Source organism: Kitasatospora sp. NPDC048365 (genome assembly GCF_043200835.1).
Classification (GTDB): Bacteria; Actinomycetota; Actinomycetes; order Streptomycetales; family Streptomycetaceae; genus Kitasatospora; species Kitasatospora terrestris.
Genome location: NZ_JBICYJ010000013.1, coordinates 16,162 through 39,368, shown reverse-complemented (window position 1 = coordinate 39,368; position 23,207 = coordinate 16,162). Strand labels below are relative to the sequence as shown.

Sequence of the window (23,207 nt, the reverse complement as noted above, 5' to 3'; positions counted from 1 at the left end):
TCAGGCTCCCTTCTGCGGGACGAGCTGCAGGTAGATGCCGGTGACGGCGACGTTCACCAGGAACAGCAGCAGGAAGGTGATGACCACGGACTGGTTGACCGCGTCGCCGACCCCCTTCGGGCCGCCGCGCGGGTTGAGCCCGCGGTAGGCGGCGACGATCCCGGCGATGAAGCCGAAGAGCAGCGCCTTGAACTCGCCCACGTACAGGTCGGGCAGCTGGGCCAGCGCGGAGAAGCTGGACAGGTAGGCGCCCGGAGTGCCGTGCTGCAGGCCGACGTTGAAGAAGTAGCCGCCGAGCACGCCGACCACCGAGACCAGGCCGTTGAGCAGCACCGCGACCAGCATGGTCGCCAGCACCCTTGGGACGACCAGGCGTTGGACGGGCGAGACGCCCATCACCTCCATCGCGTCCAGCTCCTCGCGGATCTTGCGCGAGCCGAGGTCGGCGCAGATCGCCGAGCCGCCCGCGCCGGCGATCAGCAGGGCGACGATCAGCGGGCTGGCCTGCTGGACGACGGCCAGCACGCTGGCCCCGCCGGTGAACGACTGGGCGCCCAACTGCTGGGCCAGCGAGCCGACCTGGAGGGCGATGACGGCGCCGAACGGGATCGAGACCAGGGCGGCGGGCAGGATGGTGACGCCGGCCACGAACCAGAACTGCTCGATCAGCTCCCGCCACTGGAACGGCCGCCGGAAGGTGTCGCGCACGGTGGTCGCGGCGAGCTGGAACAGCCGGCCGGACTGCCGCAGCGCGCCGAGGCCGGGGGTGCGCGTCCACGGAACGCTCATGCCGGGCCCCCCTGGCGGGGGATCAGTCCGGCGCCGATGGCCGCCCGGGCGGCCGGGGGCAGCCGGTCGCCCATGGCGAGCACCCGGGCCCGGCGGCGCTGCACGGCCGCCCGCGGGCCGAGGCCCGGCGAGGGCTCCAGCTGCGGCAGCAGCGGGCCGGGCGGCTCGGGGACGTGGTCCTCCAGCGCCAGCTGCGCCTCGTCCTTCTCCTCGGACATCCCGATCGGGCCGGCCCGGCGGCCGGTGAGGAACTGCCGCACCACCGGCTCCTGGCTGGTGAGCAGCAGCTCGCGCGGGCCGAAGGCGACGAGTTCGCGCCGGAACAGCATGCCCATGTTGTCGGGCACGGTCGCGGCGATGTCGAGGTTGTGGGTGACGATCAGCATCGTCGCGTCGATCTGCGTGTTGAGGTCGATGAGCAGCTGGGAGAGGTAGGAGGTGCGCACCGGGTCGAGTCCGGAGTCCGGCTCGTCGCACAGGATGATCTGCGGGTCGAGCACCAGGGCCCGGGCCAGTCCGGCGCGTTTGCGCATGCCGCCGGAGATCTCGCCGGGCAGCTTGCCCTCGGCGCCGACCAGGCCGACCATCTCGATCCGCTCCATGACGATGCGGCGGATCTCGCTCTCCTTCTTCCTGGTGTGCTCGCGCAGCGGGAAGGCGATGTTGTCGAAGAGCGTCATCGAGCCGAACAGTGCGCCGTCCTGGAACATCAGGCCGAACAGCTTGCGGGCCTCGTAAACGTCCCGTTCGGGGCTGTTGACCATGTCGACGCCGTCGACCACGACCCGGCCCCGCTCGGGCTTGAGCAGTCCGATCACGGACTTGAGGAAGACGGTCTTGCCGGTGCCGGAGGGGCCCAGCATCACGCTGACCTCACCGGCCGGCAGGGTGAGGGAGACGTCCCTCCAGACGGTCTGCTCGCCGAAGGACTTGGTCAGACCTTCGACGGTGACTTCGATGCCCATGACACCTCCCGGGGTCGCGGTCGTTGGCGGTCAGCGGCGGCGGGTGGGCGGGTCGGGGATGACGATCTCGGGTTCGCAGCCGTTGGGTTGGTCACTGGTGGGGGTGCAGATCGGGCCCTGCATCAGGTTGAGCGAGTTGCCGGGGCCCGAGACGGCGGCGGTGAACAGGGCGTCGAGGTTCTCGCCGTGGCTGCCGCAGCCGGTGAACGGCGGGACGTACAGGTCGGTCTGGGCGAGCGGGCCGCCGCCCTGCAGGGTGTAGTCGGGCTTGCCGTCGCCGCCGTCCGGCAGGTAGCCGTCCTGGCGGCCCTTGAGCACCAGGTCGACCGGCTCGGCGGTGCGGCAGTTCGGGCCGACGTCCAGCGGGGTGCCGTTGACCTTGACGTCGTAGATCCGCATCGACTGGTGGCCGCCGATGGTGAACAGGCTCGGCTGGTTCCAGTTGGCGTTGCCGGTGGCGACGATGGTCAGCAGGCCGAGCGGGGTGAACTCGATCTTCGCGGTGGTCGGCACGAACCCGTAGGTCAGGAAGGTGGACTCGGCGACCGGGAGCTTCAGTTCGCCCAGCGAGTCGGCCTCGAAGTACCCGTCGGTGTCGCCCCAGAGCATCACCAGCCGCCGGGTCAGGTTCAGCCCGACCAGGGCGGGCGACTTCGCCGGGTCGTTGATCAGCGCGGCCTGGCCGAGCTTGGCGACGTTGGCGAAGCCGTCGGCGTACGCGCAGGCGGGTACCGACGGGAAGGGGTACTCCGGGTCGGGCAGCACCATCGCGCCCTCCGGCACCGGGGGCAGCCGCTCGGCGTCCAACGCGCCCTCCGGCGGTTCCGGGCACTGGTTGGTGCCGGAGTGGTAGCCGGCCTGCACCCGGATGGCGGCCGCCTCGCGGGCCGCCGCGCCGGGCACGGTCAGGCCGGCGGGGCCGGACGGGGCCGGCGAGCCGCTCGCGGAGGCCGGCCCGCCCGGCGCGGCGGTTCCGGTCGGCGCCCCGCTCCCGGTGGCCCCGCCCGACGGCCGTGCGGGACCGCTCCCACCAGGCGCGGGGGCCGACGGAACGGCGCTGTCCGCCGGCCCCTCGGCCACCACGACCCGGCCCAACTCCGCAGCCTGGCCCGCGACGGGGGCGCAGGCGACGGCGATGCGCGCGGCGGTCGCCGAAGCGGCGCTCGCGGCAGGGGAACCCGCGGCCGGAGCGCTCGGGGTCGGGGTGCTCGCGGTCGGAGCGGGGACCGCCGCGTTGGTGGTCCGCTGGACCGTGAGGTCGAGGGCGAGCGCCCCGGCCGTGAACGACACCTCGCCGGGCGCGGCGACGGTGACGGCCGGCACGGTGCCGGTGAAGGTGAGCAGGCCGTCCTTGTCGCCGGGCAGCGGGGTCGTCGAGGCGGCCAGCGCGGTCCAGTCCGCGCGCACCGACGTCGCGCCCTGGCCGATCGCCGCGGTCAGGGCCGCCGTTCCGCTCGCGGCGACCACCTCGCCCGCGCCGGCCGCGGTACCCGCCAGGTCGGCGGGCAGCGGCACCCGGAGCGTCAACTGCCCCGGCCGGAAGGCCGATCCGGCCGACGCGCCGCTCGGGTAGCTCTGCTGGAGCTCGACCGTGACGCTCCGGTTCCCGCCCGGGAAGCCGCAGGTGTAGTCCAGCGCCAGCCGCCCGTCCTGGCCGCCGGAGGCCGAGTCGGTTCCCGGCAGCAGCCCCGCCAGCAGCCCCGCTGCGGCAACGGCCGCGAGGCGCACCGAGCGGCGCGTGCCCACTGCATTCCTCATGGCTGTGACTCCTCGGCCCCGAATCGGGGCGTGCGGGTGGAAGCCCCGGGCACAGGGCGAATTGCCGGCCGGCCCGGGGCTGGATTTTCGTTCGGGAGGCAGGACACTACGGTCCGGTAACAAGCAGCGACAAGTGATCGCACACGGGAAAAGTCGGCGATCTCGCCGGGGCGGAGAATTTTGTCATCCGCTGATAAAGCCCGCGCGACGCCCTTGTCATTCGATGAGCATGCCTCAGCCGCCTCCCGGCCCGGGGTCTGAGCCGGGAGGCGGCTGAGGACAGGTCCACCGCACCCGGAAGGAGGCGGGAGCGGTGGACCCCTCAGCGGTCAGTCCGGTCGGTTCGGGCCCGGGATCACGGGGAGGTGATCGTCTGCGACCCGTTGAGGACGTAGTTCGCGGTGTAGGTCGCCGCGTCCCCGTTGTTGAGCAGACCCAGGCAGGTGCCGGACACGTTGTACGCGTGCAGATCACCGCCACTGAGGCTCAGCGTGTGGGTCGAGTTGGTGTACGTCCCGGTGAGGGTGGCGGTGCTGGTGCTGGTCGGACCCGCGAAGTCGGCGGTGCAGCCGGCGCCGCTGATGTGGGCCTTGACCCCGGTGAGGGTGCCGGTGGTCACGCCGGTGGCGGAGTTGTAGCTCACGGCGTTGAGGCTCCAGGGGAGTCCGTTCGGGGTCACCGAGAAGGTGATGCCCAGCGGACCGGTGCAGCTCGTCCAGCTCACCGAGGTGATGGAGGAGATGGCGGTGCCCGAGAGGCCGGAGCCGCTCTTCAGGGTGCCCGCCGCGCTGGAGGAGGAACAGGTCAGCTGCGTCCCGGTCTTGGTGTCGAGCAGCTTGGGCGAGGTCGCCTTGGCGGTCCACGCCCCACCGGGGGTAACCGTCCAGGTGCCGGCGGCCGAGGCCGAGCCGGCGGTCATACCGAGGGCCGCGGTGAGTGCGGCGGCGGCCACCGTGGTGGACTTGGTCAACTTGCGCACGTGCTGATCCTTTCTGGGAGTTCGCGGGCCGGTTCTTCCGGAATTCCGAAACGGCTCGAAGCGGAATTCCGGAAGCGGCCCACCATCTGGGACGTTGCACCGATGCGAATCGGCCGTCGTCGTGGAAGTGGACGTTACGCACGGGTAACAGGGCCGCGCAACACTCCCGCCGGAGATTTCCCGGCGGAACTTACCGGCGGGTATTTTCTTGTCTCCGCACAACAGAAAGGGAGTTCACGCTTATAAAGAAATGAGCACCCCCACCCGGGCCGGCGCACCGCACCGCCCCGACGCCCGGGACGACCGTCCGCGGCGGACTAGACCGGTTCAGTGCACGGAGGGTGCGCGGACCGCCACCGGTGGTCTATCTTTCAACTGTCGCCGAGAGTTTGTACGCTGCGCGCCTCGCCGGGGCCCACCACGCCCCGCCCGTACCCGAAGGCGACCCGCACCGCTCACAGCAGCCGACCAACTGGGAGCACCGACATGACCGCAGGGCGACAGCCCCCGGAGCGCACCGAGCCGTTGGGACCGCTCCCACGCGAGCTGGCCGCCGTGATGAGGCCCGAACTCCCCAGCCTCCTCAAGGAGATGGCGTCCGAGATCGTGGCCGCCATCCCCGAGTACGCCGAGCTGCTCGACGGCCCCAACGCCCGGGTGATCCGGGTCGGCATCGAGCAGAACATCGCCACCTTCGTCGACCAGATCGCCGCCCCCACCGCCACCACCTCCTTACGCGACGAGATCTGCCGCCGTTTCGGCCGCTTCGAGGCGTACGAGGGACGCAGCCTGGACATGCTCCAGACCGCGTACCGGATCGGCTGCCAGGTCGGGCTGCGCCGGGCCCGCGCCGTCGGCAAGCGCTACAACCTCTCCGTCACGGTGATGCTCGCCTTCGCCGACGCGCTCTTCGCCTACATGGGCGACCTGGCCGAACTCTCCCGCGAGGGCTACCAGCAGGCCATGGCCGAGCTGGGCGAGGAGCCCGACAACCGGCGCCGGCGGCTGCTGCGGCGCATCCTCGGCGGCACCGCCGTCGCCCGCAGCGCCCTCAACGAGCTCGCCGACCACGCCGGTTGGCCGCTGCCGACCGAGGTCACCCTGGTCGCGCTGCGCGCCACCGCGCTCCCCTCGCGCACCGTCCTCGACCGGGACGTCCTGATCGACTTCGCCGATCCCGAGCCCCACCTGCTGGTCCCCGGACGGATCGAGGGCGAGCGCCGGGCCTCCCTGGAGAAGGCACTGAGCGACTGCCGCGCCGCCATCGGCCCCACCACCCCGCTGGACGAGGCGGCCGACTCGCTCCGCTGGGCCCGGCAGACCCTGGTGCTCGTCGAGAGCGGCGTCATCACCGACCAGCCGCTCGCCCGCACCGAGAACAACCTGCTGCCGCTCTGGCTGCTGAGCGACCCGGGCCTGGTCCGGCAGCTCGCCGCCCGCCACCTGGCGCCCCTGGCCGATCTGACGCCGGCCCAGCGCGCCCGGCTGATCGACACCCTGCGGATCTGGCTCACCACCCGCGGCACCGCCGCCCAGATGGCCGAGGCCCTCGGCGTCCACCCGCAGACCGTGCGCTACCGGATGCGGCTGCTCACCCGCGCCTTCGGCAGCCGGCTCACCGACTCCGAGGAACGGTTCGCCATCGAGGTCGCCCTGCGGGCCCTCCAACTGCAGGGGCCACGCAGCGGCTGAGGCGGGGCAGGGCTGAGGCGCGGCGGCTGAGTTGCGGGGGCTGAGGCACGGGCGCCCCTCATGCTCCGGTGCCCGCGAAGCGGCGCCGGCGCGCCGAAACGAACGAGAACGCCCCGTACGCGACGAGCCCCCCGGCCACCGCGCCCAGCAGCCACGGGCCGGTGGCACTGTCCGCGAACGACCGGAGCGTGCCGTCCATCCCCTTGGCGCGCCCCGCGTCGAACCGGACGGCGGGCAGCAGCACGAAGACCCCGGCGACGCCGTAGACGGCCCCGCGCGCCAGGTTCCCGGACACCCCGATCGCCGTCACCACGGCGCGGGTCCGGGACCGCATGGCCGCCGTGTCGAGCTTGCGCAGGAAGCGGCGCTGGACGGCCCGGACGGCGATCGCGACGCCGATGCCCAGCAGGACCAGGCCCGCCCCGCCCACCAGCCGGCGGCCGACGGGCCACCCCAGGGCGGTGGCGGTCCAGTCCCGGGAGGCGGCGTCGCCGTCGGACCCGCCGCCGGCACCCGCCGCACACGCGGCCGTCCCCCAGCACACCGACGCGTGGAACACGGCCCGCCCGGCCAACAACACCCTGCTGCCGGTCTTCTTGCGACCCGACTCGCCGAAGACCGCGGTCGAGGCCCGCCACACGGCCATTCCCGCGAATCCGGCGGCCGGCGCCCACAGCATCGCCGGGCCGAACGGCTGCCCGGCGATCCGGCGCAGTGCCCCCTGCCGGTCGGCCTGCTCGCCGCCGTCGCCGAACGCGATCCGCAGGGCGAGCACGCCCACCAGCGTGTAGAGCACGCCGCGTGCCACGAAGCCCGAGCGGCCCGCCGTCCTGAGCAGCCGGCCCCGCGCGAGGCGGCGGCCGGCGAAGCGGGTGTCCATCCGGTCCCTCCCTTCCCGTGCCGGTCGGGCTGCGCTCAGTCGACGACCCGGCTGCGGGTGGCGAGGTTGCCGAGGACGACGTAGACGACGGCGGGGACGCCGTAGTCCAGCAGGACCTGCGCGGTGTGGTTGGACACCGTGAACAGCCCGCGGGACCACGCGGCCAACCAGTCGGCCGCGTCGTGGAACCAGCGGACCACCGTGTTGGCCTGGTTGGCGTCGAACAGGTCCAACAGGATCCAGATGACCAGGATGCTCGCGACGATGTGGGCCACCGCCGAAATGACCGAAGTTGTCCGTCTCATGGACGCCCTTCTAGCCGCAGCCGCCGTCCGCAAACCCCGTCAGAGCGGGAGTCCGGTCAGGACGGAGGCGACCGCGTCCACCGTCAGGCGGTGCCAGGCGGACGCGCCGCGGAGCATCGCGTGGCCCCCGCGCGGCATCGGCACGGTCTGCACCCGTGCCCCGGCCGCGGCCGCCCGGCGGGCGAACGCGAACGACTGCGCGGCCGAGGTCCGTCGGTCGTGCGGGTCGTGGAGGACGACCAGGCTCCGCCGGGCCAGGTGGTCGACCGGTTCGCCGGGCGGGCACCAGGGCGCCAGCGCCACCACCCCGCGCACCCGCGGGTGGTCCGCCACCGCGAGGGCTGCGCGGCCGCCCATCGAGTGGCCGACCAGGACGACCGCCAAGTGCGGTGCGAAGGACACCAGTTCGTCGAGGGCCCGGCGCGCGTCCCGCACGGGGTCGGCGCGCGGCCCGTTCCAGCCGCGGCAGCGGTAGCGCACCCGGGCGGTCAGGACGACGTCCCCGGGCAGTTGGCGGCGCACCGCGCGGGCGAACGGCGTCATCCGGCGTCCCGGCAGGTCGAGCCGGCCCGGCGGGTCGAGGCTCTCGCTGCGCCCGCCCGGCAGCAGCAGGACGGCCGCCCGCGCTCTCCCGGGGGTGTGGAGCACCTCCAGCGCGGACGGCTCGCCTGTCTGACGGATCGTCAATTCCTCGTTCTCCTGGACGGTCAGTGCAGCGGGCCGCACAGGGCCGGCGCGGTGGCCTCCTGCGGGAAGGCCGGGTTGAGCTCGCTGGCGCCGAGGACGTTGTCGTAGCGGCCGTTGCCGTTGTAGTCGATGCCGTGCACGACGACGACGGCGTTGTCGTGCCGGACCTGCTGGGCGACGTCGGAGGTCAGCTGGATGGTGCGGCTGTAGTGGAAGCTGCCGGTGGACGGGAAGCGGTCGACGGCCAGGGCGCTGCCGGGGCTGGTGTCGCCGGTAGTGGTCAGCGAGGTGCCGATCGGCCCGTAGGCGGGCAGGCCGTCCGTGGTGCTCATGGAGCGGTGGCCGTTGTGGATGCCCGCGTCGCCGGCGTCGGGGCATTCGCCGTTGCCCTTGACGTGGATGTGCATGGCGTGGGGCGCGCCGCCCAGCAGGCCGGTGGCGTTGACGGCGATCCGGGCCGTGTTGTCGCTGTTGAGCTGGACGGTGGCGGTCCCGACGCCGTGGACGTGGTTGGTGGGGACGGGCAGCAGGATGGCGAGGGTGAAGCTCGACTGCCGCGGGGCGAGGAAGTCCGAGGTGCGGAAGGCTGCCGAGGTGCGGCCGTCGTCGCTGCCGGGGCCCTCGTGGGCGAAGGCCGGTGCGCCGGCCGCGCCGAGCAGGACGGCGGCCAGGAGCGGTGCTGCGAGTTGTCGAACGTTCATGGCGGACGGGGTCTCTCGTGAGGTGCGTCGCGCGGCGGTGGGTCCGGCCGCGTGCTTCCTACCTGGACTTCGGAGACGCCGTACGCCCGGCTTGGTCGGCGACCGAGCCGGGCGTCCGGAACTGCGGGTCAGGAGGTCGGCATCAGGACGGTGTCGATGATGTAGACGGTGGCGTTCGCGGTCTGGACGTTGCCGCACACGACCTTGGCGTTGCTGTTCACCGTGAAGTCCTCACCCGACCCGGTCACGGTCAACTCGCTTCCCTCCAGGGTCTTGTGGGTGCCCGGCAGGGCGGTCGGCGCGAGCCGCTCCGGGGTGACGTGGTACGTGAGGATCTTGGTCAGCTTGTCCTTGTCGGCGAGGACCGCGTCCAGGGTCGCCTTCGGGATCTTCGCGAAGGCGTCGTTGGTGGGCGCGAACACGGTGATGTTCTGGGCGGAGTTGAGCGTGTCGACCAGGCCGGCCTGCTTGACCGCGGTCACCAGGGTCGACAGCGCCGGGTTGTTGGACGCCGCCGTCGCCACCGGGTCCTTCGCCATGCCGGCGAACGACCCCGCGCCGTCCTTCGGTACCGCCGCGCACGCGGCACCGAACGGCTGGTCCGCCATCGCGGCGCCGGAGGCCGAGGAGCCCGGGGCGGACGCCCCGGCGGAGGTGGGGGCGGACGAAGCGGCCGAACCGGACGAGCCGCTGCTGCAGGCGGTCAGGCTGAACGCCAGCGCTCCGGCGGCGAACAGGGCGGCGATCGACGTGCGTCGCGAAACGACAGTGCTCATCAGGGTGCTCCTTGAGAGTGGCCATGGGTCCGACCGGGCCGTCGAGCGCCTGCTGCGGCGCGAGGTCGGTCTGCGACTGTGATTCGGATCGGTCCCGCCCGCGGATGGGTGCGACCTGTCCCCTTTTCGGGACGGCAGGGCGGGACGGCGGGAACGGGGTCAGGAGGTGGGCATGAGAACGGTGTCGACGATGTAGACGGTGGCGTTGGCGGTCTGGACGTTGCCGCACAGGACCTTGGCGTTGTCGTTGACGGTGAAGTCCTGGCCCGAGCCGGTGACCTTGGCCTCGCCGCCCTGGAGAGTCTTGTGGCTACCGGGCAGGGCGGTCGGCGCGAGGCGGTTGGGGGTGACGTGGTAGGTGAGGATCTTGGTGAGCTTGTCCTTGTCGGCGAGGACCGCGTCCAGGGTCGCCTTGGGCAGCTTGGCGAAGGCGTCGTTGGTGGGGGCGAACACGGTGATGTTCTGCGCCGAGTTGAGCGTGTCCACGAGGCCGGCCTGCTTCACCGCGGTCACCAGCGTGGACAGCAGCGGGTTGTTCGACGCAGCGGTCGCGACCGGGTCCTTCGCCATGCCGGCGAACGAGCCCGCCCCGTCCTTCGGGACGGCCGCGCACGCGGCGCCGAACGGCTGGTCCGCCACCTGCTCGACGGGCGCGGTCGCCTGGGCGGTCTGCGAGACGGCGGCGGACGCGGTGGCCTGGTCCATGGCCGTGCCGCCGCCGCTGCTGCAGGCGCTCAGGCCGAGCAGGAGCGCGCCGGCCACCAGGACGGTGGCGACGGAGGAACGGCGGATGCTGGTCAGCGACATGCGATGTCTCCTGGGACGACTCGGTGGGTGTGCGAGAGTGCGTGATCATCCGGGCAGCGCTGATCGCCGCCCGAAGCCTTGAGGGGTGGGGCTTCCCGCCTGCCGGCGGGCGCGCCGTCAGGTGACGGTGACGACGGTGCTGTGCCAGCCGGTCGCACCGGCCGGGAACGGGGCGGTGCGCTGCTCGGTCTGCACGGCGCCCGACGTGTCGGTGGCGCGGACCTCGATGCGGTGGGTGCCGGGCGCGGCGCCGCTCCAGGTGTGGGTCCACTGGCGCCACAGGTCGGGTCCGCCGTCGGCGGCCTGCTGCGCCGGCTGCCAGGGGCCGCCGTCGACGCGTACCTCGACCGCGGCGATGCCCCGGTGTGTCGCCCAGGCCGTTCCGGCCAGCGTGACGTCCCCGGCCGGGACCCGGGCGAACGGCGCGGGGACCTCGATCCGGGAGGCGGTGCGCACCTCGCCGCGCCGGTCCCAGCCCCGGCGCACCCAGTACGGGTCGTACGAGGCGAAGGTGGTGACGTCCAGGTCGACCAGCCACTTGGTGGCGGAGGTGTAGCCGTAGAAGCCGGGCACGACGCTGCGGCACGGGAAGCCGTGGGCCACCGGCAGGGCCTCGCCGTTCATCGCGACGGCGAGCAGCGCCGGTCGGCCGTCGAGCACCGACTCCAGCGGGGTGCCGATGGTCATGCCGTCCTGGGAGCGGCCCACCAGCTGGTCCGCGCCCGGCCGTACCCCCGCCCGGCGCAGCAGCGCGGGCAGCGAGGCGCCCAGCCAGCGGGTGGTGCCGACGTAGGGCCCGCCGACCTCGTTGGAGACGCAGGACAGGGTGTGGTCCAGCTCCTCCAGCGGGAGGCGCAGCAGGTCGTCGAAGGTCAGCAGGAGCGGGTGGTCGACCATGCCGCGGATGCGCAGTGCCCAGTGCCGGGGGTCGATCCGCGGCAGGGTGAGGGCGGTGTCGACGCGGTAGAAGTCGGCGTTCGGGGTGGTGAACGGGGACAGCCCGGGAACGGCGGGGTGGAGGGCGAGGGGAAGCGGCGGGAGCGGGTCGGCGGCCGGCGGGATGCGGACCGAGGCCCGGACGGCACCGATGTCGTAGCGGCGGTCGGAGAGGATGCGGCCGCCGAATCCGGCGAGTGCGCCGAAGGCGAGGGTGCCACCCGTGGCGAGCAGGACGGCCCGGCGGCTGGTGCCCCCGGCAGGCCGATCGCGGCCGGGGTCGGCGGCTTCCGCTCCGGCTTCCGGTGGCCCCTCGTCCTCGGCCCGGTCGGCCGCAGGCACGTCGCCGTCGGACCTGCCGGTCGGCGGCTCGATGCGATCGCCACGGGCTGCCCCTGGGGTGTCGGCGGGGAGCGTGGTGGCCTCCGGCCCGGCGGTCGGGATGTCGGCGGCCGCGGCTTCGACCGCCCGGGGCGTGGTCGCCTGTCGCAGGAGGCGGGCGAGCAGCAGCATCGTGCCGGCACCGACGAGGCCGGCGGCGAGGGCCGGCGCCGCGTCGGCGGGCGCGGCGCCGGGCCGGGAGAGGGCGGCCCAGACCCCGATACCGCCGAAGAGCACGAACACGGCGGCGCCGAGCGGAGGCCGGCGGTGGGCGAGCAGCCCGGCGAGGACGGCGAGCAGGGCCATCGTCAGGTGGATCCCGGCGAGGAGGACCGGCTTGTCGTCGGTGCCGAAGGTCCGGACCGCGTACTCCTTCAGCGGAGTGGGCGTCAGGTCGATCGTCGCCGAGCCCACCGCGTACACCGGGGCGGTCTCGGGACCGGTGAAGGCCGCGACGAGTTCACCGGCGCCGACCGCCGCGGCCGCGGCGGCGAGTCCGGTGGCGGCGGCGGCCGCGAGGCGGGCCGTCCGGCGGCGCACCGGGCTTCGGGGGGTGGGTGTCTGGGTGCTCACGTCCGCCATTCGGCGCGTGGTGGCCGTCGGACGGGTCGCACCTTGCCGATCACCCGATCGGGTGAGGACGGCCGCCGTGCCCGCCGATCGCGGGACGGCGGCGAAAGGATGTCCGGTTGCGGTCCGTGGGACTCGGCGTACCCGGGGACCAATCCGCGGCGCTCCCGGCTTCGAACAGGGGGTGTCACACTTCTTCGTCCGTGCCGGCGGTCGCTGTCCCGCCGGCCATGGGAGGACCCCTGATGCTGTTCGTTCCGTCGCCGGTCCGGTTCGCCGGGCTCCGGGCCGTGGGGGTGCCGCGGTGAGCGCCGTGGTGCACCTGTCGGGTCCGGGGCGTCCCGGGCCCGATCTGAAGGAGCTCGTCGGGAAGGTCGCCCTGGGCGATCAGAACGCCTTCGGCGGGCTGTACGACGCCGTGGCCGGCCCGGTGCTCGGGCTGGTGCGGCGGGTGCTGCGCGATCCCGCCCAGTCGGAGGAGGTCACGCAGGAGGTGCTGCTGGAGGTGTGGCGCAAGGCCGCCCAGTACCGCCCGGACCGGGGCGAGGTGATGGCCTGGGTCCTCACCATCGCGCACCGCCGCGCGGTGGACCGGGTCCGGGCCGCGCAGGCGGCGGCCGACCGGGAGCAGCGGATCGCCTCCGCCTCCGCCACTCCGGCCTTCGACGAGGTCGCCGAGCAGGTCGAGGGGCGGTTGGAGCGGGAGCAGGTCAGGCGCTGCCTGAAGTCGCTCACCGAGTTGCAGCGCGAGTCGCTGACCCTGGCCTACTTCCGGGGCTGTACCTACCCGCAGGTCGCCGACCTGCTGGGCGTCCCGCTGGGGACCATCAAGACGCGGATCCGGGACGGCCTGATCCGGCTGCGCGACTGCCTGGGGGTGACCGCATGAGCACCGCCGACCTGCACACCCTCACCGGTGCGTACGCCGCGCACGCGCTGGAGCGCGACGAGCGGGAGGAGTTCGAGCGGCATCTGGCCCGCTGCCCCGCCTGCGCCCAGGAGGTCGCGGAGTTCACCGCGACGCTGGCCCGGCTCGGGTCCGCCCAGGCGGTGCCCGTCCCGGACGGGCTCAAGCTCCGGGTGATGGCCTCGCTCGACACCGTCCGCCAGGAGCCGCCGCTCGGACCGCGGTCCGCACCGGGCTCGGTGCGCGGCGGGCTGCGCCGGACCTGGCCGCGCTTCGCCCTCGCGGCCTGCCTGGCGCTGGCCGCCACGGCCGGCGGACTCGCCGTGCAGCAGCACCGGGAGGCGGAGCAGGCGCGGGCCCGGGCGGCGGCGCTCCAGCAGGACCAGGAACGGATCACCGACCTGCTCACCGCCCCCGACGCGCGCTCCACGTCCACCAAGGTGGCCGGCGGCAGCGGCGTCGCCACCGTGGTGTGGTCGCACGACCGGAACGCGGCGGGCTTCCTCGCCTCGGACATGCCGCCGCTGGCCCAGGGCACCACGTACCAGCTGTGGTTCGCCGACGGCGCGACGATGCGGCCCGCCGGGCTGATGGCCTCCCCCACCGGTGCGCTGCTGCTGAGCGGCCCGCTGGACGGGGCGAGCGGGGTGGGTGTGACGGTGGAGCCGGCCGGCGGGTCGCTCCACCCGACCGGGGCTCCGGTGCTCCTGCTGCCCGTCACCTGAACCCGGGGGGCTCCGGGTGCCCCGCCGGTCACCGCGACGGCGACCGGCGGGGCGGCAGCGGCAGGAAGCCGCTGGTCCTGGCCGTGTACTCGGCCCACCCGGGGCGCTGCTGGGAGGTCATCTGCCGCTCCAGCATCGGCTTTCCGCTGCCGAAGGCGAGCAGCCAGGTCATCAGCAGCGTGCTGGGCAGGAACAGCAGGGCCGCCGCGTGGTGGGCGCCGATCAGGTACAGGCCCCACCAGACGCACGCGTCGCCGAAGTAGTTGGGGTGCCGGGTGTAGCGCCACAGCCCGCGGTCCATCACCCGGCCCCGGTTGGCGGGGTCCGCCTTGAACCGGGCCAACTGCCAGTCGCCGACGCTCTCGAAGAACAGGCCGACGCACCAGAGGGCGGCGCCCGCGGCGTCGATCGGGCCGAGGCGGTCGGGCAGGTACTGGGCGGCCTGCACGGGCAGCGAGACGAACCAGACGATGCCCGCCTGCAGCAGGTAGACGATCCGCAGCGCGAACCGGGTGCGGGCCGGGCCCTCGGGGGCGCGGGAGAGCATGCGGGCGTACCGCGGGTCCTCGCCGGTGCCGCGGCCGCGCCACCAGATGTGCGCGGACAGCCGCAGCCCCCAGACCGCGACCAGGACGGTGACCAGCACCCGGCGTCCCGGGTCGCCGTCGCCGGCCGACAGGACGTAGCCGGTCACCGCGACGGCGGTGAACGCCAGGCCCCACGCGACGTCCACTCCCCGGTGGCGCCCGGTGCGGACGCCGACCGCGAACGCCGGCAGCATGACCGCGAGCGCGACGCCCGCGGTCACCGCGAAGTTGATCAGCAGCGCGGGCACGTTCACCGACTCGCCCCCGCCCGACGGTCGGGGCCGGTGGTCGCCGGGTCGCGGGTGAGCAGCACCTGCTGGACGTCCAGGTACCCGGTGCGGAACCCGGCCTCGGAGTAGGCGAGGTACAGCTCCCACATCCGGCGGAAGACCTCGTCGAAGCCGAGCGCGGCGACCTGCTCGGTGTGCTCGGTGAAGCGTTCGCGCCACAGCCGCAGGGTCTCGGCGTAGTGCGGCCCGTACGCCTCGGCGCTCGTCACCCGCAGGCCGCCGTGCCGTTCGGCGTTCTCCTCGATCGCCCGCAGGGACGGGATCTGCCCGCCGGGGAAGATGTACTTGAGGATCCAGGTGTGCGTGCCGCTGCTGGCGAGCATCCGCTCGTGCGGCATGGTGATGGCCTGCAGCGCGACCCGCCCGCCGGGGGCGAGCACCCGGTCCAGGGTGGCGAAGTAGGCGGGCCAGAACGGGCGGCCCACCGCCTCGATCATCTCCACGCTGACCACCGCGTCGTAACTCCCCTGCACCGCACGGTAGTCGCACAGCCGCACCTCGACCCGGTCGGCGAGGCCGGCGGCGGCGATCCGGCGGCGGGCGAGCGCCAACTGCTCCTCGGAGAGGGTCAGGCTGACCACCCGCGCACCGCGCGCGGCGGCGCGCAGGGCGAGTTCGCCCCAGCCGGTGCCGATCTCCAGCAGCCGGGTGCCGGGGCCGACCTCCGCCAGGTCGAGCAGGCGGTCGATCTTGCGGTGCTGCGCCGCCGGGAACCCGTCCCAGCCGGCGACCGGCAGGCCGTCCGGGCCGGTCGGGAAGACCGCCGAGGAGTACGACATGGTCGGGTCGAGGAACAGCGCGAAGAGCTCGTTCGAGAGGTCGTAGTGCCGCTGGATGTTGCGCCGGGCGTTGCCCGTGGTCGGCAGTTCGCCGGGCGGGGTGCGGCGGACGGCGAGCCGGCGCAGCCACGCCGTACCGGCCGGGACCAGGCGCTGCGGCGCGGCGGCGAGCGCGGTGAGCAGCCCGACCAGGTCGGGGCTGTCCCAGTCGCCCGCCTGGTACGCCTCGCCGAAGCCGATCAGGCCGCTCGCGCCGACCCGCCGGTGGAAGTCCGTGGGGCGGTGCAGGGTGAGCACGGGGGCGCCGGCGGGCACGGGTCCGCCGGCGGGCGTGCGGACGTGGATGCCGCACCGCTCGGCCGCGCGGCCCAGCAGGCGCCGCGCGACGGCGGACCGCAGCGAGCCGCCGGCCGGCACCCGGGCGACGTCCGGCCAGCGGGTCGGGTCGACGTCCGGCGCCGGCGCGGCCGGGTGGAGCGCGGTCGGGAACAGCGGCGGGGTGGTCGGGTCGGCCTGGACGGTCATGCGGTGCGCTCCTCGTGCGGGAGTTCGGACGGTACGGGCTGTGCAGGCGGTACGGGCTGTGCGGGCTGTGCGGGCGGCGCGGATCCGGCGTTGTTCCGGGGGTGGACGGGCAGGCCGCGCAGCCACAGCCGGATGCCCTGGTAGCGGATGTGCGCGCTGACCGCGAGCGTGGACAGCGGGTGGCCGAACGCGGTCCGCAGCAGTGCCACCGGACCGGCGGGGCGGGCCGCACCCCGGACGGTGGCGGTGAACGGCCGTTCGCCGTCCAGCTCCAGATGGATCGTCAGATCCAGCCGGGCGTCCGGCTCGGGCAGGCGCATCCGGTAGCGGCCGGCCACCGGGAAGAACGGGGAGACGTAGAACTCCTTCCGCGTCCCGGCCGTGCCCGCCGCGTCGGGCCGCAGCAGGTAGCGGTGGCGTCCGCCGTAGGTGTTGTGCACCTCGGCGACGGTGCACAGCGGGCGGCCCGCGGCATCGCGGCACCAGTAGACGGTGAGCGGGTTGAACACGTGCCCGAACACCCGGGCCTGGGTGAGCATCAGCACGCGACCGCCGCCCAGGTCGATGCCGTGCGCGGCCAGGAACCGTGCCAGGTCCTGCCGGACCGGCTCCCCCGCGCGCCCCGGTCCGTGGTCACCGGCGCGGAACCCGGCCAGCGGCCGCAGCCACCGGGGTACGGGCGGCATCCGGTCCAGGTCGACCAGCCACAGGTAGCCGCGGTGGCGGAAGGCGTGCCGGACGGGCGCAGTGCGCACGTGGGTCGTCACGCAGGGGTAGAGCACCGCTCCCCACCTGCCGGGGAGGGTGCGCGGGGCGGCCGGTGCGGTCACGGCGCGCCCACCCCGAGCAGCGCGTGGGCCGCCTGGACCCCGGACCGGCAGCCGTCCTCGTGGAACCCCCAGCCGTGGTACGCGCCGGCGAACGCGGTGCGGCCGGTGGTGAGTTCGGGCAGCCGCCGCTGCGCCGCGACCGTCTCGCCGGTGTACACCGGGTGCTCGTAGACCGTGCGGGAGACCACCACGTCCGACGGGAAGGGGGCGTCCCGGTCCTCGTTCAGGGTGACCAGGTAGTCGGCCGGGGTGCCCAGCCGCAGCAGCCGGTTGAGGTGGTACGTCACCCGGACCCGGTCGGCCGGCCCGTCGCAGGCCGGCATCCGGTAGTTCCAGGACGCACGCGCCCACGCCGCCCGCGGCAGGACCGAGGCGTCGCGGTGCAGGACGGTCGGGTTGCGCGAGTACCGGAAGGCGCCGAGCACCTCGCGTTCGGTCGAGGTCGGGTCGGCCAGCATCCGCAGCGCCTGGTCGGCGTGGGTGGCGATCACCACGGCGTCCACGTCCGCACGCCGGCCGTCCGCCGTCGCCAGCGTCACGCCGTCGGACCGGCGCCACACCCGCCGCACCGGCGCGAGGCGGTGCACGGAGCCGAGCCGCTCCGCGATCCGCTCCACGTACGTGCGGGAGCCGCCCACCACCGTCTTCCACGTCGGCGAACCGGTGACCGACAGCATCCCGTGGTTCTCCAGGAACGTGAACAGGTACCGGGCCGGGTAGTCGCCCGCCAGGTCGGGCGCGCACGACCACACGGCGGACACCACCGGCGTCATGTAGTGGCCCACGAAGTACCGGCTGAACCCCTCCGCGGCGAGGAACTCCCGCAGGCTCGGATCACCCGCGCCGGGATCCGCCAGCAGCGCCTTCGCCCGGCGGTGGAAGCGCGGCACGTCCGCCAGCATCGCGATGTAGCGCCCGCGCAGCAGCGCCGACGGCTGCGCCAGCAGCCCGGCCGGGCCGCGCGCCCCGGCGTACTCCAGGCCGCACCCCTCGCAGTGCACGGACATGCTCATCTCGCTGTCCTGCGTCTGCACCCCCAACTCGCGGAACAGCGCGATCAGATGGGGGTACGTGCGCTCGTTGTGCACCAGGAAGCCGGTGTCCAGGGCGAGCTCCCGGCCGTCCGCGCCGGGCACCGACTGGGTGTGCGCATGCCCGCCCAGCCGGTCCTCCGCCTCGAACAGCACCACCTCCGCACCGGCCCGGCGCAGCTCGTACGCGGCCGTCAGGCCCGCGACGCCGGCGCCGACCACGGCCACGGTGCGGTGCGGACGTCCGCCGCCGTCGTCCTGGCGGCGCGGCACGGGCGAGCTGATCTGCTCGGAGACGGGCATGCTCACGGGGGGCCTCTCTGACCGGGACCGCTGCGCGGCCGACCACGGTTTGCACCACCCATTCGGAGCCGCCCCGCCCGCGGATTGGCCCCCGCCCGCGGATTGGCCCCGCCGCACCGCGTCCCTCACCACCCCCTTACCCGTCGGCCCGACCCGACGCGTCACCCGGAGTGCCCGTGGCAGGATGCTCGACATGGCTGCTGCACGGGCACTGAGCTTCGGAGCGATCGCCGAGGCCTACGAGCGGTACCGGCCGGGCTACCCCCGGGAACTCGTCGACGCGGTGGCCGCGTACGCGGGCCGGCCGCTTCGGACAGCCCTGGAGATCGGGGCGGGGACCGGCAAGGCAACCCGCCTGTTCGCCGGACACGGGATCGCGGTCACCGCGACCGAACCCGACGCCGTCATGCTCGCCGAGCTGACCAGGACCGCACCCCCGAACGTGACGGCCGTCCGGGCCGCGTTCGAGGACCTGCGGCCCGGTACGACGTACGACCTGGTCTACGCGGCGGCCGCCCTGCACTGGACCCGCCCGGAGGGCCGGTGGCCGAACGTGGCCGCCCTCCTCGAACCCGACGGCGTGTTCGCCTCGTTCGGCGGCCCGGTCCAGCTCGCGGACCCGGCCGTCGAGGAGTCCGTGCGCACGGCCCGCGCGCCGTTCCTGGCCACCGACGAGATCCCCTCCCCCGACGGGACCGCACCCGACGCGGAGATGCAGTGGCCCGGCACGGAACTGCAACGCTCACCGCTGTTCCACGACGTCCGGCAGACCACCGTCCGGCGTCGCCTGACACTGAGCGCCAAGAACTACGTCGGCTACCTGTCGACCGTCTCCGCCTACCTGCAACTCCCACCACCGATCCGGCAGCAGGCCTACACCGCGATCGCGCTCGCCCTGCCCGACACGGTCGAGATCACCGCCGACATCACCGTCCACCTCGCCCGCCGACGCCCCGCCCAGTCCAGCCGTAGATCGTGATCACGAATGGGAAGATCTTCACGCCGGATAGTCTGCGGTGAGGCCGCCATGTTGGCTTCATCCCAACGCCAGGAAGGCTGTGTCGTGATCCGTCCGGAAGTGGCCGAGTTCATCGCTCTGGGTAAGCTTCCCGCCGAGGACGATGATCGGCCGGACGAAGTTGTTGAAGCTGCCATCGACCAAGCCGCAGATCTTCTGGGTCGCATCGCTCGCCCCGTGACCGATGAGGAGGCGCACGCTCTGGCGGAGTGCTTCGGCGAGGACCTGTGCTTCGGTGTGGCCTGGACTCTCCTGCATACCATCGAGACGGCTCCGCATGCGCGTGAAGACCAGCCTGAAGCCGCGCGACGATGGCGCGACGGTCTGACGAGCCAGTAGCACTCCAGACGTAGATCCTGATCTTCACGGCAGGGCGGCGGCTTGCCTGCGGTAATGGAGTGTCGGCAGGCGCTGCGTCCCGAACGGTGCGGGCGTCACCCGGCCAACGTCAGTTCTCGCTGGCCAGCCCCCACAGGTGCACGGCAGTCCCGTCCTTCGAGATCGTGTACCACCTGCCGCCCCCAGCCGCGCGCGCAGGTCCTGAGATTGGGATGGGGTAGGAGATCTCGCCGAGCAGGTCCCTGCCCTTTACGTCGACGAGCCAGTGACGGACCGATCCATACCGGGCATCGCACTCGGAGGTGCCGGCAACGACGGTGTCCTCGTCCACGAACGCCGCTTCGAAGTCCCAGTAGACCCTGTCGTCGCCGGTGTTCTGCGGGTGCGTCGGCACGGTGTCCGCGGCGTCCAGCTTCCGCGTGACCTTCGAGCCGTGCTCCAGCTGATGGAGCGAGAGGGGCCACTGCCCGACGGGAACAGTCAGGAGCCGCCGACCGGATGGGCTCACGGCGAGAAGGATCCGCTCAATGCCGATCTGCTCGGCGGTCAACTGCTGCCCGTCCCACCGTCCCCACAGCACGGGTGACCCTTCTTCGCCCTCACCGAGGCTCAGCCCCATCTGCGATGGGTCCGGGTGTGACGTGTGCTCGGAGTTGGAGGCCACGGTCCCGGTGTTTACACGTCCGACGATCCTTCCGTCGACGGCGTCCAGGACCACCCACAGTTCCTGGTCGTCCTCCGTGTTCCCGTCGCCGGCCAGCGGCCCGCGGACGTGTGCCCAGACGAGCTCGCCGTCCGCGCTGACGGCGGCCGAACCGCCGTCCGCGTAGAGGTGCTCCCTGTCGTCCGCGTACTCGTCGAACGACGTGTGCAGCAGAGGACAGCCACCCCAGCAGCCATGCCCCACTTCCCACCGCGTCGCACCGGACGCCTCCACCGACCTCACTGCATGAACGCCGGCAAACACCGCCGCATCACGCTCCGGTGACACCGTCACCGTCCCAAAGCGGCGAGGCCAGGGCGCCGGGAACCGGATCTCAGCGCCTAGACCGGCGTCAGGCTGATCAACATCGACCACCACCACCTCGGCGTCGCCACGCTGCACGAGGAGCGTGCGGTTCGGCCAGCACAGCACCCGCGGAGCCTCCGCCGACGCAAGGTCCAGCGGAGCAGAAACGGTGGCGATGAGACGAGCGGCGATGGTCACGGTTTCTTCCAGCCACAGACGACGGGCAGAGCAAGGGTCTGGCAGCCCAATCCTACGGGGACCGCCAACGCCACCAGGCGGACCCCGAGCCGCGTCACTGACGTGGCCTCCGTCAGACCGACATCACGCTTTCAAATTCAATACGGCGAGCCGGAGCAACTTCAAGCAGCGCCCGAGCATGTCGATTTGATGACCATCTCCACATTCACTCTTGATGGCGAAAATGCCCTCCCGAGTGCGGGTGGTATGTGTACGTCTCGCCGGCCGGCCCTAGCCTCTCGCTCGTGATCACGAGGTCACTTTGAGCGAAGAGGAAGTTCGATGCTTCGAAATCTGATGATTCGCGCCGTCGGGATTGCCGCGACGGTCGGGTGCCTGACCACCCTGACGGCCCCGGGCGCTGCCGCACAGCAGGGCAAGCCACTGAAGTGGGTGGCGATGGGTGACTCCTACATGGCGGACGTCATGGTCCCGTCGTGGCAGACGCCGGCCGAGGCGGACGGTTGCGGCCGGTCCAGGCACGACTGGGAGCAGCAGCTGGCAGATCACTTGAACACCCAGAGCCCGGGCTGGGTGCAGCTGACCGATGTCACCTGCGGCAGTGCGACCGTCAAGGCCGGCATTCTCGGCCGGCAGACCACACTGCTCGGTCCGCCTTTCAACGACGTCCCGGAAGGCGGGTATCCGGCCCGCCCGCCGCAGGTCGACTCGATCGCACCCGACACCGACGTCGTCACCGTCGGGATCGGCGGCAACGATCTCGGGTTCGGCCCGATCATGACGAAGTGCATGGAGCTCGGCGCCGAGAACCAGAGGTGCCAGCCGTACTTCGAAACCGGGCCCGGCAGGCCCGAGCTGGATGCGGGCTGGGCGAATCTGCGAGAGGGGCTCGCCGACACCATGCAGGCCATCAAGGAACGTGCCCCACAGGCGAAGGTGTTCGTCATGGGCTACCCCGCGGTGGCCGGGGCGCCGATCCAGGACCAGTGCAAGCGGGAGTTCCTGGGCATCCCCAACTTCTACAAGCTCGGCTCCATGATGAAGGAGGACGCCCCCTGGTTCGACGAGGTCGAGCAGGGCCTCAACTACGAGGTGGAGAGTGCCGCGGCGAAGGCCGGGGCGACGTACGTGGACACCTACACCAGCAGCATCGCCCACGGCGCCTGTCTGCCCTCGGGCGGGGCCAACCAGCCGCCCAACCCGGACAAGTGGATGTACGGGGTCTTCGACAAGCTGGTGCTCCCGCCCGGCGTCGACAAGCCCGCGCAGAGCCAGTACCACTGCGGGATGCGCGACGAGGTCGAGAACTCGCTCCCGGTCGGGGTGCCGTTCATCGCCGGTGAGGCGTGCACGCTCGTTCACCCGAACTACTACGGGGCGCAGAACCAGATGCGACAGGCACACACCATGTTCGAGGGCGTGGGGCTGACGCCGCCGAACAGCGTCGTCGGCGGCTGAGCCCGTCGACCGGCCGACCGTCGCACTGGGCCCGCTCCGTCCTCGCCACTGCTTCAGGCGGCTGACGCACCGCTCGACCGTGTTTCGTTCCTTGTCAGCCTCGTGGTCGAAGCCGGGCGGGCGGTCTCCGCGTGAGCCGCGTCGCAGCCGGTGGCGGACCTGGTCCACCGGCTGCGGGAAGACCGTGGGGATGCGCCGATCGCGCACGCGGGTGCGTCGCCGGCCTGTCCGGCCGTCACAACGAGCGCCGGCGGACAGGCCCGGGCATCGCTGACCAGATGAACCTTGGCGCTCAGGCCTCCGCGCGAGCGCCCGATCGCGTGGTCGGCGGGCTCGCCCCGGCTGCCGTCACCCTCTGCGAGCCCCGGCCGCATGCGGGTGCGCCCTGCCGGGGCGCACCCGTCCGGCACGTCCACACGATCGCCTCAAGCGTGCGTCGGTGGTCACCGACCGTCCCTTCTCCACGCGCGAACGAAGAGGACAAGCCCGATGGCTCCCCAGGCGGAGAAGACAGTCAGCCTTGCCAGGTGCCAGCCGGACGGGAAAGCGATCTCGTCCATCAAGAACCACAGGGGTGAGATCACATAGAGAAAGTCCGTCCCCTTCAGCCGCGCCCTCTTGGCGCGTCCCTCCGCCTCGGTCGTCGACGAGTCCCCCGACGGTCGACACCCGTCATCCACGCTGCCGACCTCCCGCCCTTCGGACCGCCAGGCAGGCGAGGAACCCGGAGAACATGACCGCCATCACCGAAACCAGCAGGCCGGTTTCCCCGAGATAGGCAGCCGTCCCGCCGAGTGGAAATCCCACGCAGCCGATGAGGTAGGCGAGCCTCGATTCACGTTCCGACCGTGCCGCTCGCCACGCGCAGAGGATTCCCAGGGCAATGTCGGCGATGAGATGGCCCAACTGGTCCTCGTACGGTTCATGAGTGGCGGTCGAGGCGAGAGGCTAGCAGATCGAATTCACCCGGCCGAGCTGCAAC

22 protein-coding genes and 1 pseudogene are annotated in these 23,207 nt (G+C 72.9%); 6 read left to right on the top strand and 17 right to left on the bottom strand.

Features of this window, described 5'->3' with window-relative positions:
• The 4 genes from ACGFX4_RS15645 to ACGFX4_RS15630 form a co-directional block, all read right to left on the bottom strand.
• A complete protein-coding gene (locus ACGFX4_RS15645; protein WP_393073704.1) occupies nucleotides 1–789 on the bottom strand; it encodes an MlaE family ABC transporter permease in 789 nt (262 codons plus the stop codon).
• On the bottom strand, nucleotides 786–1,754 hold the full coding sequence (locus tag ACGFX4_RS15640) for an ABC transporter ATP-binding protein (RefSeq protein WP_393073702.1): 969 nt from the start codon (nucleotides 1,752–1,754) through the stop codon (nucleotides 786–788). The genes ACGFX4_RS15645 and ACGFX4_RS15640 overlap by 4 nt, the downstream gene beginning before the upstream one ends.
• A 30-nt stretch (nucleotides 1,755–1,784) precedes the next feature.
• Entirely contained in the window at nucleotides 1,785–3,512 is a 1,728-nt protein-coding gene (locus ACGFX4_RS15635; RefSeq protein ID WP_393073700.1) for a DUF6801 domain-containing protein, read from the bottom strand.
• A gap of 355 nt (nucleotides 3,513–3,867) precedes the next feature.
• Complete coding sequence (locus tag ACGFX4_RS15630; RefSeq protein ID WP_393073698.1) at nucleotides 3,868–4,491, bottom strand: hypothetical protein; 624 nt, start codon at nucleotides 4,489–4,491, stop codon at nucleotides 3,868–3,870.
• A 486-nt stretch (nucleotides 4,492–4,977) separates the two neighbouring features.
• On the opposite strand from ACGFX4_RS15630, the gene ACGFX4_RS15625 reads away from it, so the two are divergent.
• Nucleotides 4,978–6,183, top strand: a complete 1,206-nt coding sequence (locus ACGFX4_RS15625) for a PucR family transcriptional regulator (RefSeq protein WP_393073695.1) — start codon at nucleotides 4,978–4,980, stop codon at nucleotides 6,181–6,183.
• A gap of 58 nt (nucleotides 6,184–6,241) precedes the next feature.
• Here the strand turns inward: ACGFX4_RS15625 and ACGFX4_RS15620 are convergent, their stop codons facing one another.
• The 7 genes from ACGFX4_RS15620 to ACGFX4_RS15590 all read right to left on the bottom strand — a co-directional run bounded on the left by ACGFX4_RS15620 (nucleotide 6,242) and on the right by ACGFX4_RS15590 (nucleotide 12,238).
• Nucleotides 6,242–7,063 (bottom strand): DUF1206 domain-containing protein, encoded by an 822-nt coding sequence (locus tag ACGFX4_RS15620; protein ID WP_393073693.1) that lies wholly within the window; start codon nucleotides 7,061–7,063, stop codon nucleotides 6,242–6,244.
• A gap of 35 nt (nucleotides 7,064–7,098) precedes the next feature.
• Nucleotides 7,099–7,368: a hypothetical protein gene (locus ACGFX4_RS15615; protein WP_393073691.1), complete on the bottom strand. Its 270-nt coding sequence runs from the start codon at nucleotides 7,366–7,368 to the stop codon at nucleotides 7,099–7,101.
• A gap of 39 nt (nucleotides 7,369–7,407) precedes the next feature.
• Entirely contained in the window at nucleotides 7,408–8,055 is a 648-nt protein-coding gene (locus ACGFX4_RS15610) for an alpha/beta fold hydrolase (RefSeq protein WP_393073689.1), read from the bottom strand.
• Between the two features lie 20 nt (nucleotides 8,056–8,075).
• Nucleotides 8,076–8,756 carry a hypothetical protein gene (locus ACGFX4_RS15605; RefSeq protein WP_393073686.1) on the bottom strand — a complete coding sequence of 227 codons (681 nt, stop codon included), beginning with the start codon at nucleotides 8,754–8,756 and terminating at the stop codon, nucleotides 8,076–8,078.
• 128 nt (nucleotides 8,757–8,884) lie between these two features.
• Nucleotides 8,885–9,532, bottom strand: coding sequence for a fasciclin domain-containing protein (locus ACGFX4_RS15600; RefSeq protein ID WP_393073683.1), 648 nt, complete (start codon nucleotides 9,530–9,532; stop codon nucleotides 8,885–8,887).
• A gap of 159 nt (nucleotides 9,533–9,691) precedes the next feature.
• Nucleotides 9,692–10,339, bottom strand: a complete 648-nt coding sequence (locus ACGFX4_RS15595) for a fasciclin domain-containing protein (protein WP_393073681.1) — start codon at nucleotides 10,337–10,339, stop codon at nucleotides 9,692–9,694.
• 117 nt (nucleotides 10,340–10,456) lie between these two features.
• Nucleotides 10,457–12,238, bottom strand: a complete 1,782-nt coding sequence (locus tag ACGFX4_RS15590; protein ID WP_393073678.1) for a molybdopterin-dependent oxidoreductase — start codon at nucleotides 12,236–12,238, stop codon at nucleotides 10,457–10,459.
• 292 nt (nucleotides 12,239–12,530) lie between these two features.
• On the opposite strand from ACGFX4_RS15590, the gene ACGFX4_RS15585 reads away from it, so the two are divergent.
• Complete coding sequence (locus ACGFX4_RS15585) at nucleotides 12,531–13,115, top strand: sigma-70 family RNA polymerase sigma factor (protein ID WP_393073676.1); 585 nt, start codon at nucleotides 12,531–12,533, stop codon at nucleotides 13,113–13,115.
• On the top strand, nucleotides 13,112–13,858 hold the full coding sequence (locus ACGFX4_RS15580; protein WP_393073674.1) for an anti-sigma factor domain-containing protein: 747 nt from the start codon (nucleotides 13,112–13,114) through the stop codon (nucleotides 13,856–13,858). Before ACGFX4_RS15585 ends, ACGFX4_RS15580 begins: the two co-directional genes overlap by 4 nt.
• A gap of 28 nt (nucleotides 13,859–13,886) precedes the next feature.
• Here ACGFX4_RS15580 and ACGFX4_RS15575 read toward each other — a convergent pair whose 3' ends face one another.
• Genes ACGFX4_RS15575 through ACGFX4_RS15560 form a run of 4 tightly spaced genes read right to left on the bottom strand, consistent with a single transcriptional unit; the run spans nucleotide 13,887 to nucleotide 18,203 of the window.
• Nucleotides 13,887–14,639 (bottom strand): DUF1295 domain-containing protein, encoded by a 753-nt coding sequence (locus tag ACGFX4_RS15575; protein WP_393074097.1) that lies wholly within the window; start codon nucleotides 14,637–14,639, stop codon nucleotides 13,887–13,889.
• Between the two features lie 56 nt (nucleotides 14,640–14,695).
• Nucleotides 14,696–16,039: a class I SAM-dependent methyltransferase gene (locus ACGFX4_RS15570; RefSeq protein WP_393073671.1), complete on the bottom strand. Its 1,344-nt coding sequence runs from the start codon at nucleotides 16,037–16,039 to the stop codon at nucleotides 14,696–14,698.
• A complete protein-coding gene (locus tag ACGFX4_RS15565) occupies nucleotides 16,036–16,869 on the bottom strand; it encodes a DUF1365 domain-containing protein (protein ID WP_393073669.1) in 834 nt (277 codons plus the stop codon). The genes ACGFX4_RS15570 and ACGFX4_RS15565 overlap by 4 nt, the downstream gene beginning before the upstream one ends.
• Nucleotides 16,866–18,203, bottom strand: coding sequence for an NAD(P)/FAD-dependent oxidoreductase (locus tag ACGFX4_RS15560; RefSeq protein ID WP_393074094.1), 1,338 nt, complete (start codon nucleotides 18,201–18,203; stop codon nucleotides 16,866–16,868). The genes ACGFX4_RS15565 and ACGFX4_RS15560 overlap by 4 nt, the downstream gene beginning before the upstream one ends.
• A gap of 193 nt (nucleotides 18,204–18,396) precedes the next feature.
• On the opposite strand from ACGFX4_RS15560, the gene ACGFX4_RS15555 reads away from it, so the two are divergent.
• Together ACGFX4_RS15555 and ACGFX4_RS15550 are read left to right on the top strand one after the other, a co-directional pair.
• Nucleotides 18,397–19,182 carry a class I SAM-dependent methyltransferase gene (locus ACGFX4_RS15555; protein WP_393073667.1) on the top strand — a complete coding sequence of 262 codons (786 nt, stop codon included), beginning with the start codon at nucleotides 18,397–18,399 and terminating at the stop codon, nucleotides 19,180–19,182.
• An 84-nt stretch (nucleotides 19,183–19,266) separates the two neighbouring features.
• Entirely contained in the window at nucleotides 19,267–19,560 is a 294-nt protein-coding gene (locus tag ACGFX4_RS15550; protein WP_393073665.1) for a hypothetical protein, read from the top strand.
• Between the two features lie 109 nt (nucleotides 19,561–19,669).
• Here the strand turns inward: ACGFX4_RS15550 and ACGFX4_RS15545 are convergent, their stop codons facing one another.
• Nucleotides 19,670–20,767 carry a hypothetical protein gene (locus tag ACGFX4_RS15545; protein WP_393073662.1) on the bottom strand — a complete coding sequence of 366 codons (1,098 nt, stop codon included), beginning with the start codon at nucleotides 20,765–20,767 and terminating at the stop codon, nucleotides 19,670–19,672.
• 321 nt (nucleotides 20,768–21,088) lie between these two features.
• Here ACGFX4_RS15545 and ACGFX4_RS15540 point away from each other — a divergent pair, with 321 nt between their 5' ends.
• Entirely contained in the window at nucleotides 21,089–22,225 is a 1,137-nt protein-coding gene (locus tag ACGFX4_RS15540) for an SGNH/GDSL hydrolase family protein (protein ID WP_393073660.1), read from the top strand.
• A gap of 39 nt (nucleotides 22,226–22,264) precedes the next feature.
• Here the strand turns inward: ACGFX4_RS15540 and ACGFX4_RS15535 are convergent.
• Nucleotides 22,265–22,612, bottom strand: a pseudogene (locus tag ACGFX4_RS15535) (IS5/IS1182 family transposase); the annotation flags it as partial.
• Nucleotides 22,613–23,207 lie beyond the last annotated feature (595 nt).

Bases quoted from the DNA above. Each gene is read 5' to 3' on its own strand.
- ACGFX4_RS15570 (WP_393073671.1), bottom strand. From the start codon at position 16,039: ATGACCGTCCAGGCCGACCCGACCACCCCGCCGCTGTTCCCGACCGCG.
- ACGFX4_RS15615 (WP_393073691.1), bottom strand. From the start codon at position 7,368: ATGAGACGGACAACTTCGGTCATTTCGGCGGTGGCCCACATCGTCGCG.
- ACGFX4_RS15620 (WP_393073693.1), bottom strand. From the start codon at position 7,063: ATGGACACCCGCTTCGCCGGCCGCCGCCTCGCGCGGGGCCGGCTGCTC.
- ACGFX4_RS15645 (WP_393073704.1), bottom strand. From the start codon at position 789: ATGAGCGTTCCGTGGACGCGCACCCCCGGCCTCGGCGCGCTGCGGCAG.
- ACGFX4_RS15560 (WP_393074094.1), bottom strand. From the start codon at position 18,203: ATGCCCGTCTCCGAGCAGATCAGCTCGCCCGTGCCGCGCCGCCAGGAC.
- ACGFX4_RS15540 (WP_393073660.1), top strand. From the start codon at position 21,089: ATGCTTCGAAATCTGATGATTCGCGCCGTCGGGATTGCCGCGACGGTC.
- ACGFX4_RS15640 (WP_393073702.1), bottom strand. From the start codon at position 1,754: ATGGGCATCGAAGTCACCGTCGAAGGTCTGACCAAGTCCTTCGGCGAG.
- ACGFX4_RS15625 (WP_393073695.1), top strand. From the start codon at position 4,978: ATGACCGCAGGGCGACAGCCCCCGGAGCGCACCGAGCCGTTGGGACCG.
- ACGFX4_RS15635 (WP_393073700.1), bottom strand. From the start codon at position 3,512: ATGAGGAATGCAGTGGGCACGCGCCGCTCGGTGCGCCTCGCGGCCGTT.
- ACGFX4_RS15575 (WP_393074097.1), bottom strand. From the start codon at position 14,639: ATGCTGCCGGCGTTCGCGGTCGGCGTCCGCACCGGGCGCCACCGGGGA.
- ACGFX4_RS15595 (WP_393073681.1), bottom strand. From the start codon at position 10,339: ATGTCGCTGACCAGCATCCGCCGTTCCTCCGTCGCCACCGTCCTGGTG.
- ACGFX4_RS15590 (WP_393073678.1), bottom strand. From the start codon at position 12,238: ATGGCGGACGTGAGCACCCAGACACCCACCCCCCGAAGCCCGGTGCGC.
- ACGFX4_RS15555 (WP_393073667.1), top strand. From the start codon at position 18,397: ATGGCTGCTGCACGGGCACTGAGCTTCGGAGCGATCGCCGAGGCCTAC.
- ACGFX4_RS15580 (WP_393073674.1), top strand. From the start codon at position 13,112: ATGAGCACCGCCGACCTGCACACCCTCACCGGTGCGTACGCCGCGCAC.
- ACGFX4_RS15600 (WP_393073683.1), bottom strand. From the start codon at position 9,532: ATGAGCACTGTCGTTTCGCGACGCACGTCGATCGCCGCCCTGTTCGCC.
- ACGFX4_RS15605 (WP_393073686.1), bottom strand. From the start codon at position 8,756: ATGAACGTTCGACAACTCGCAGCACCGCTCCTGGCCGCCGTCCTGCTC.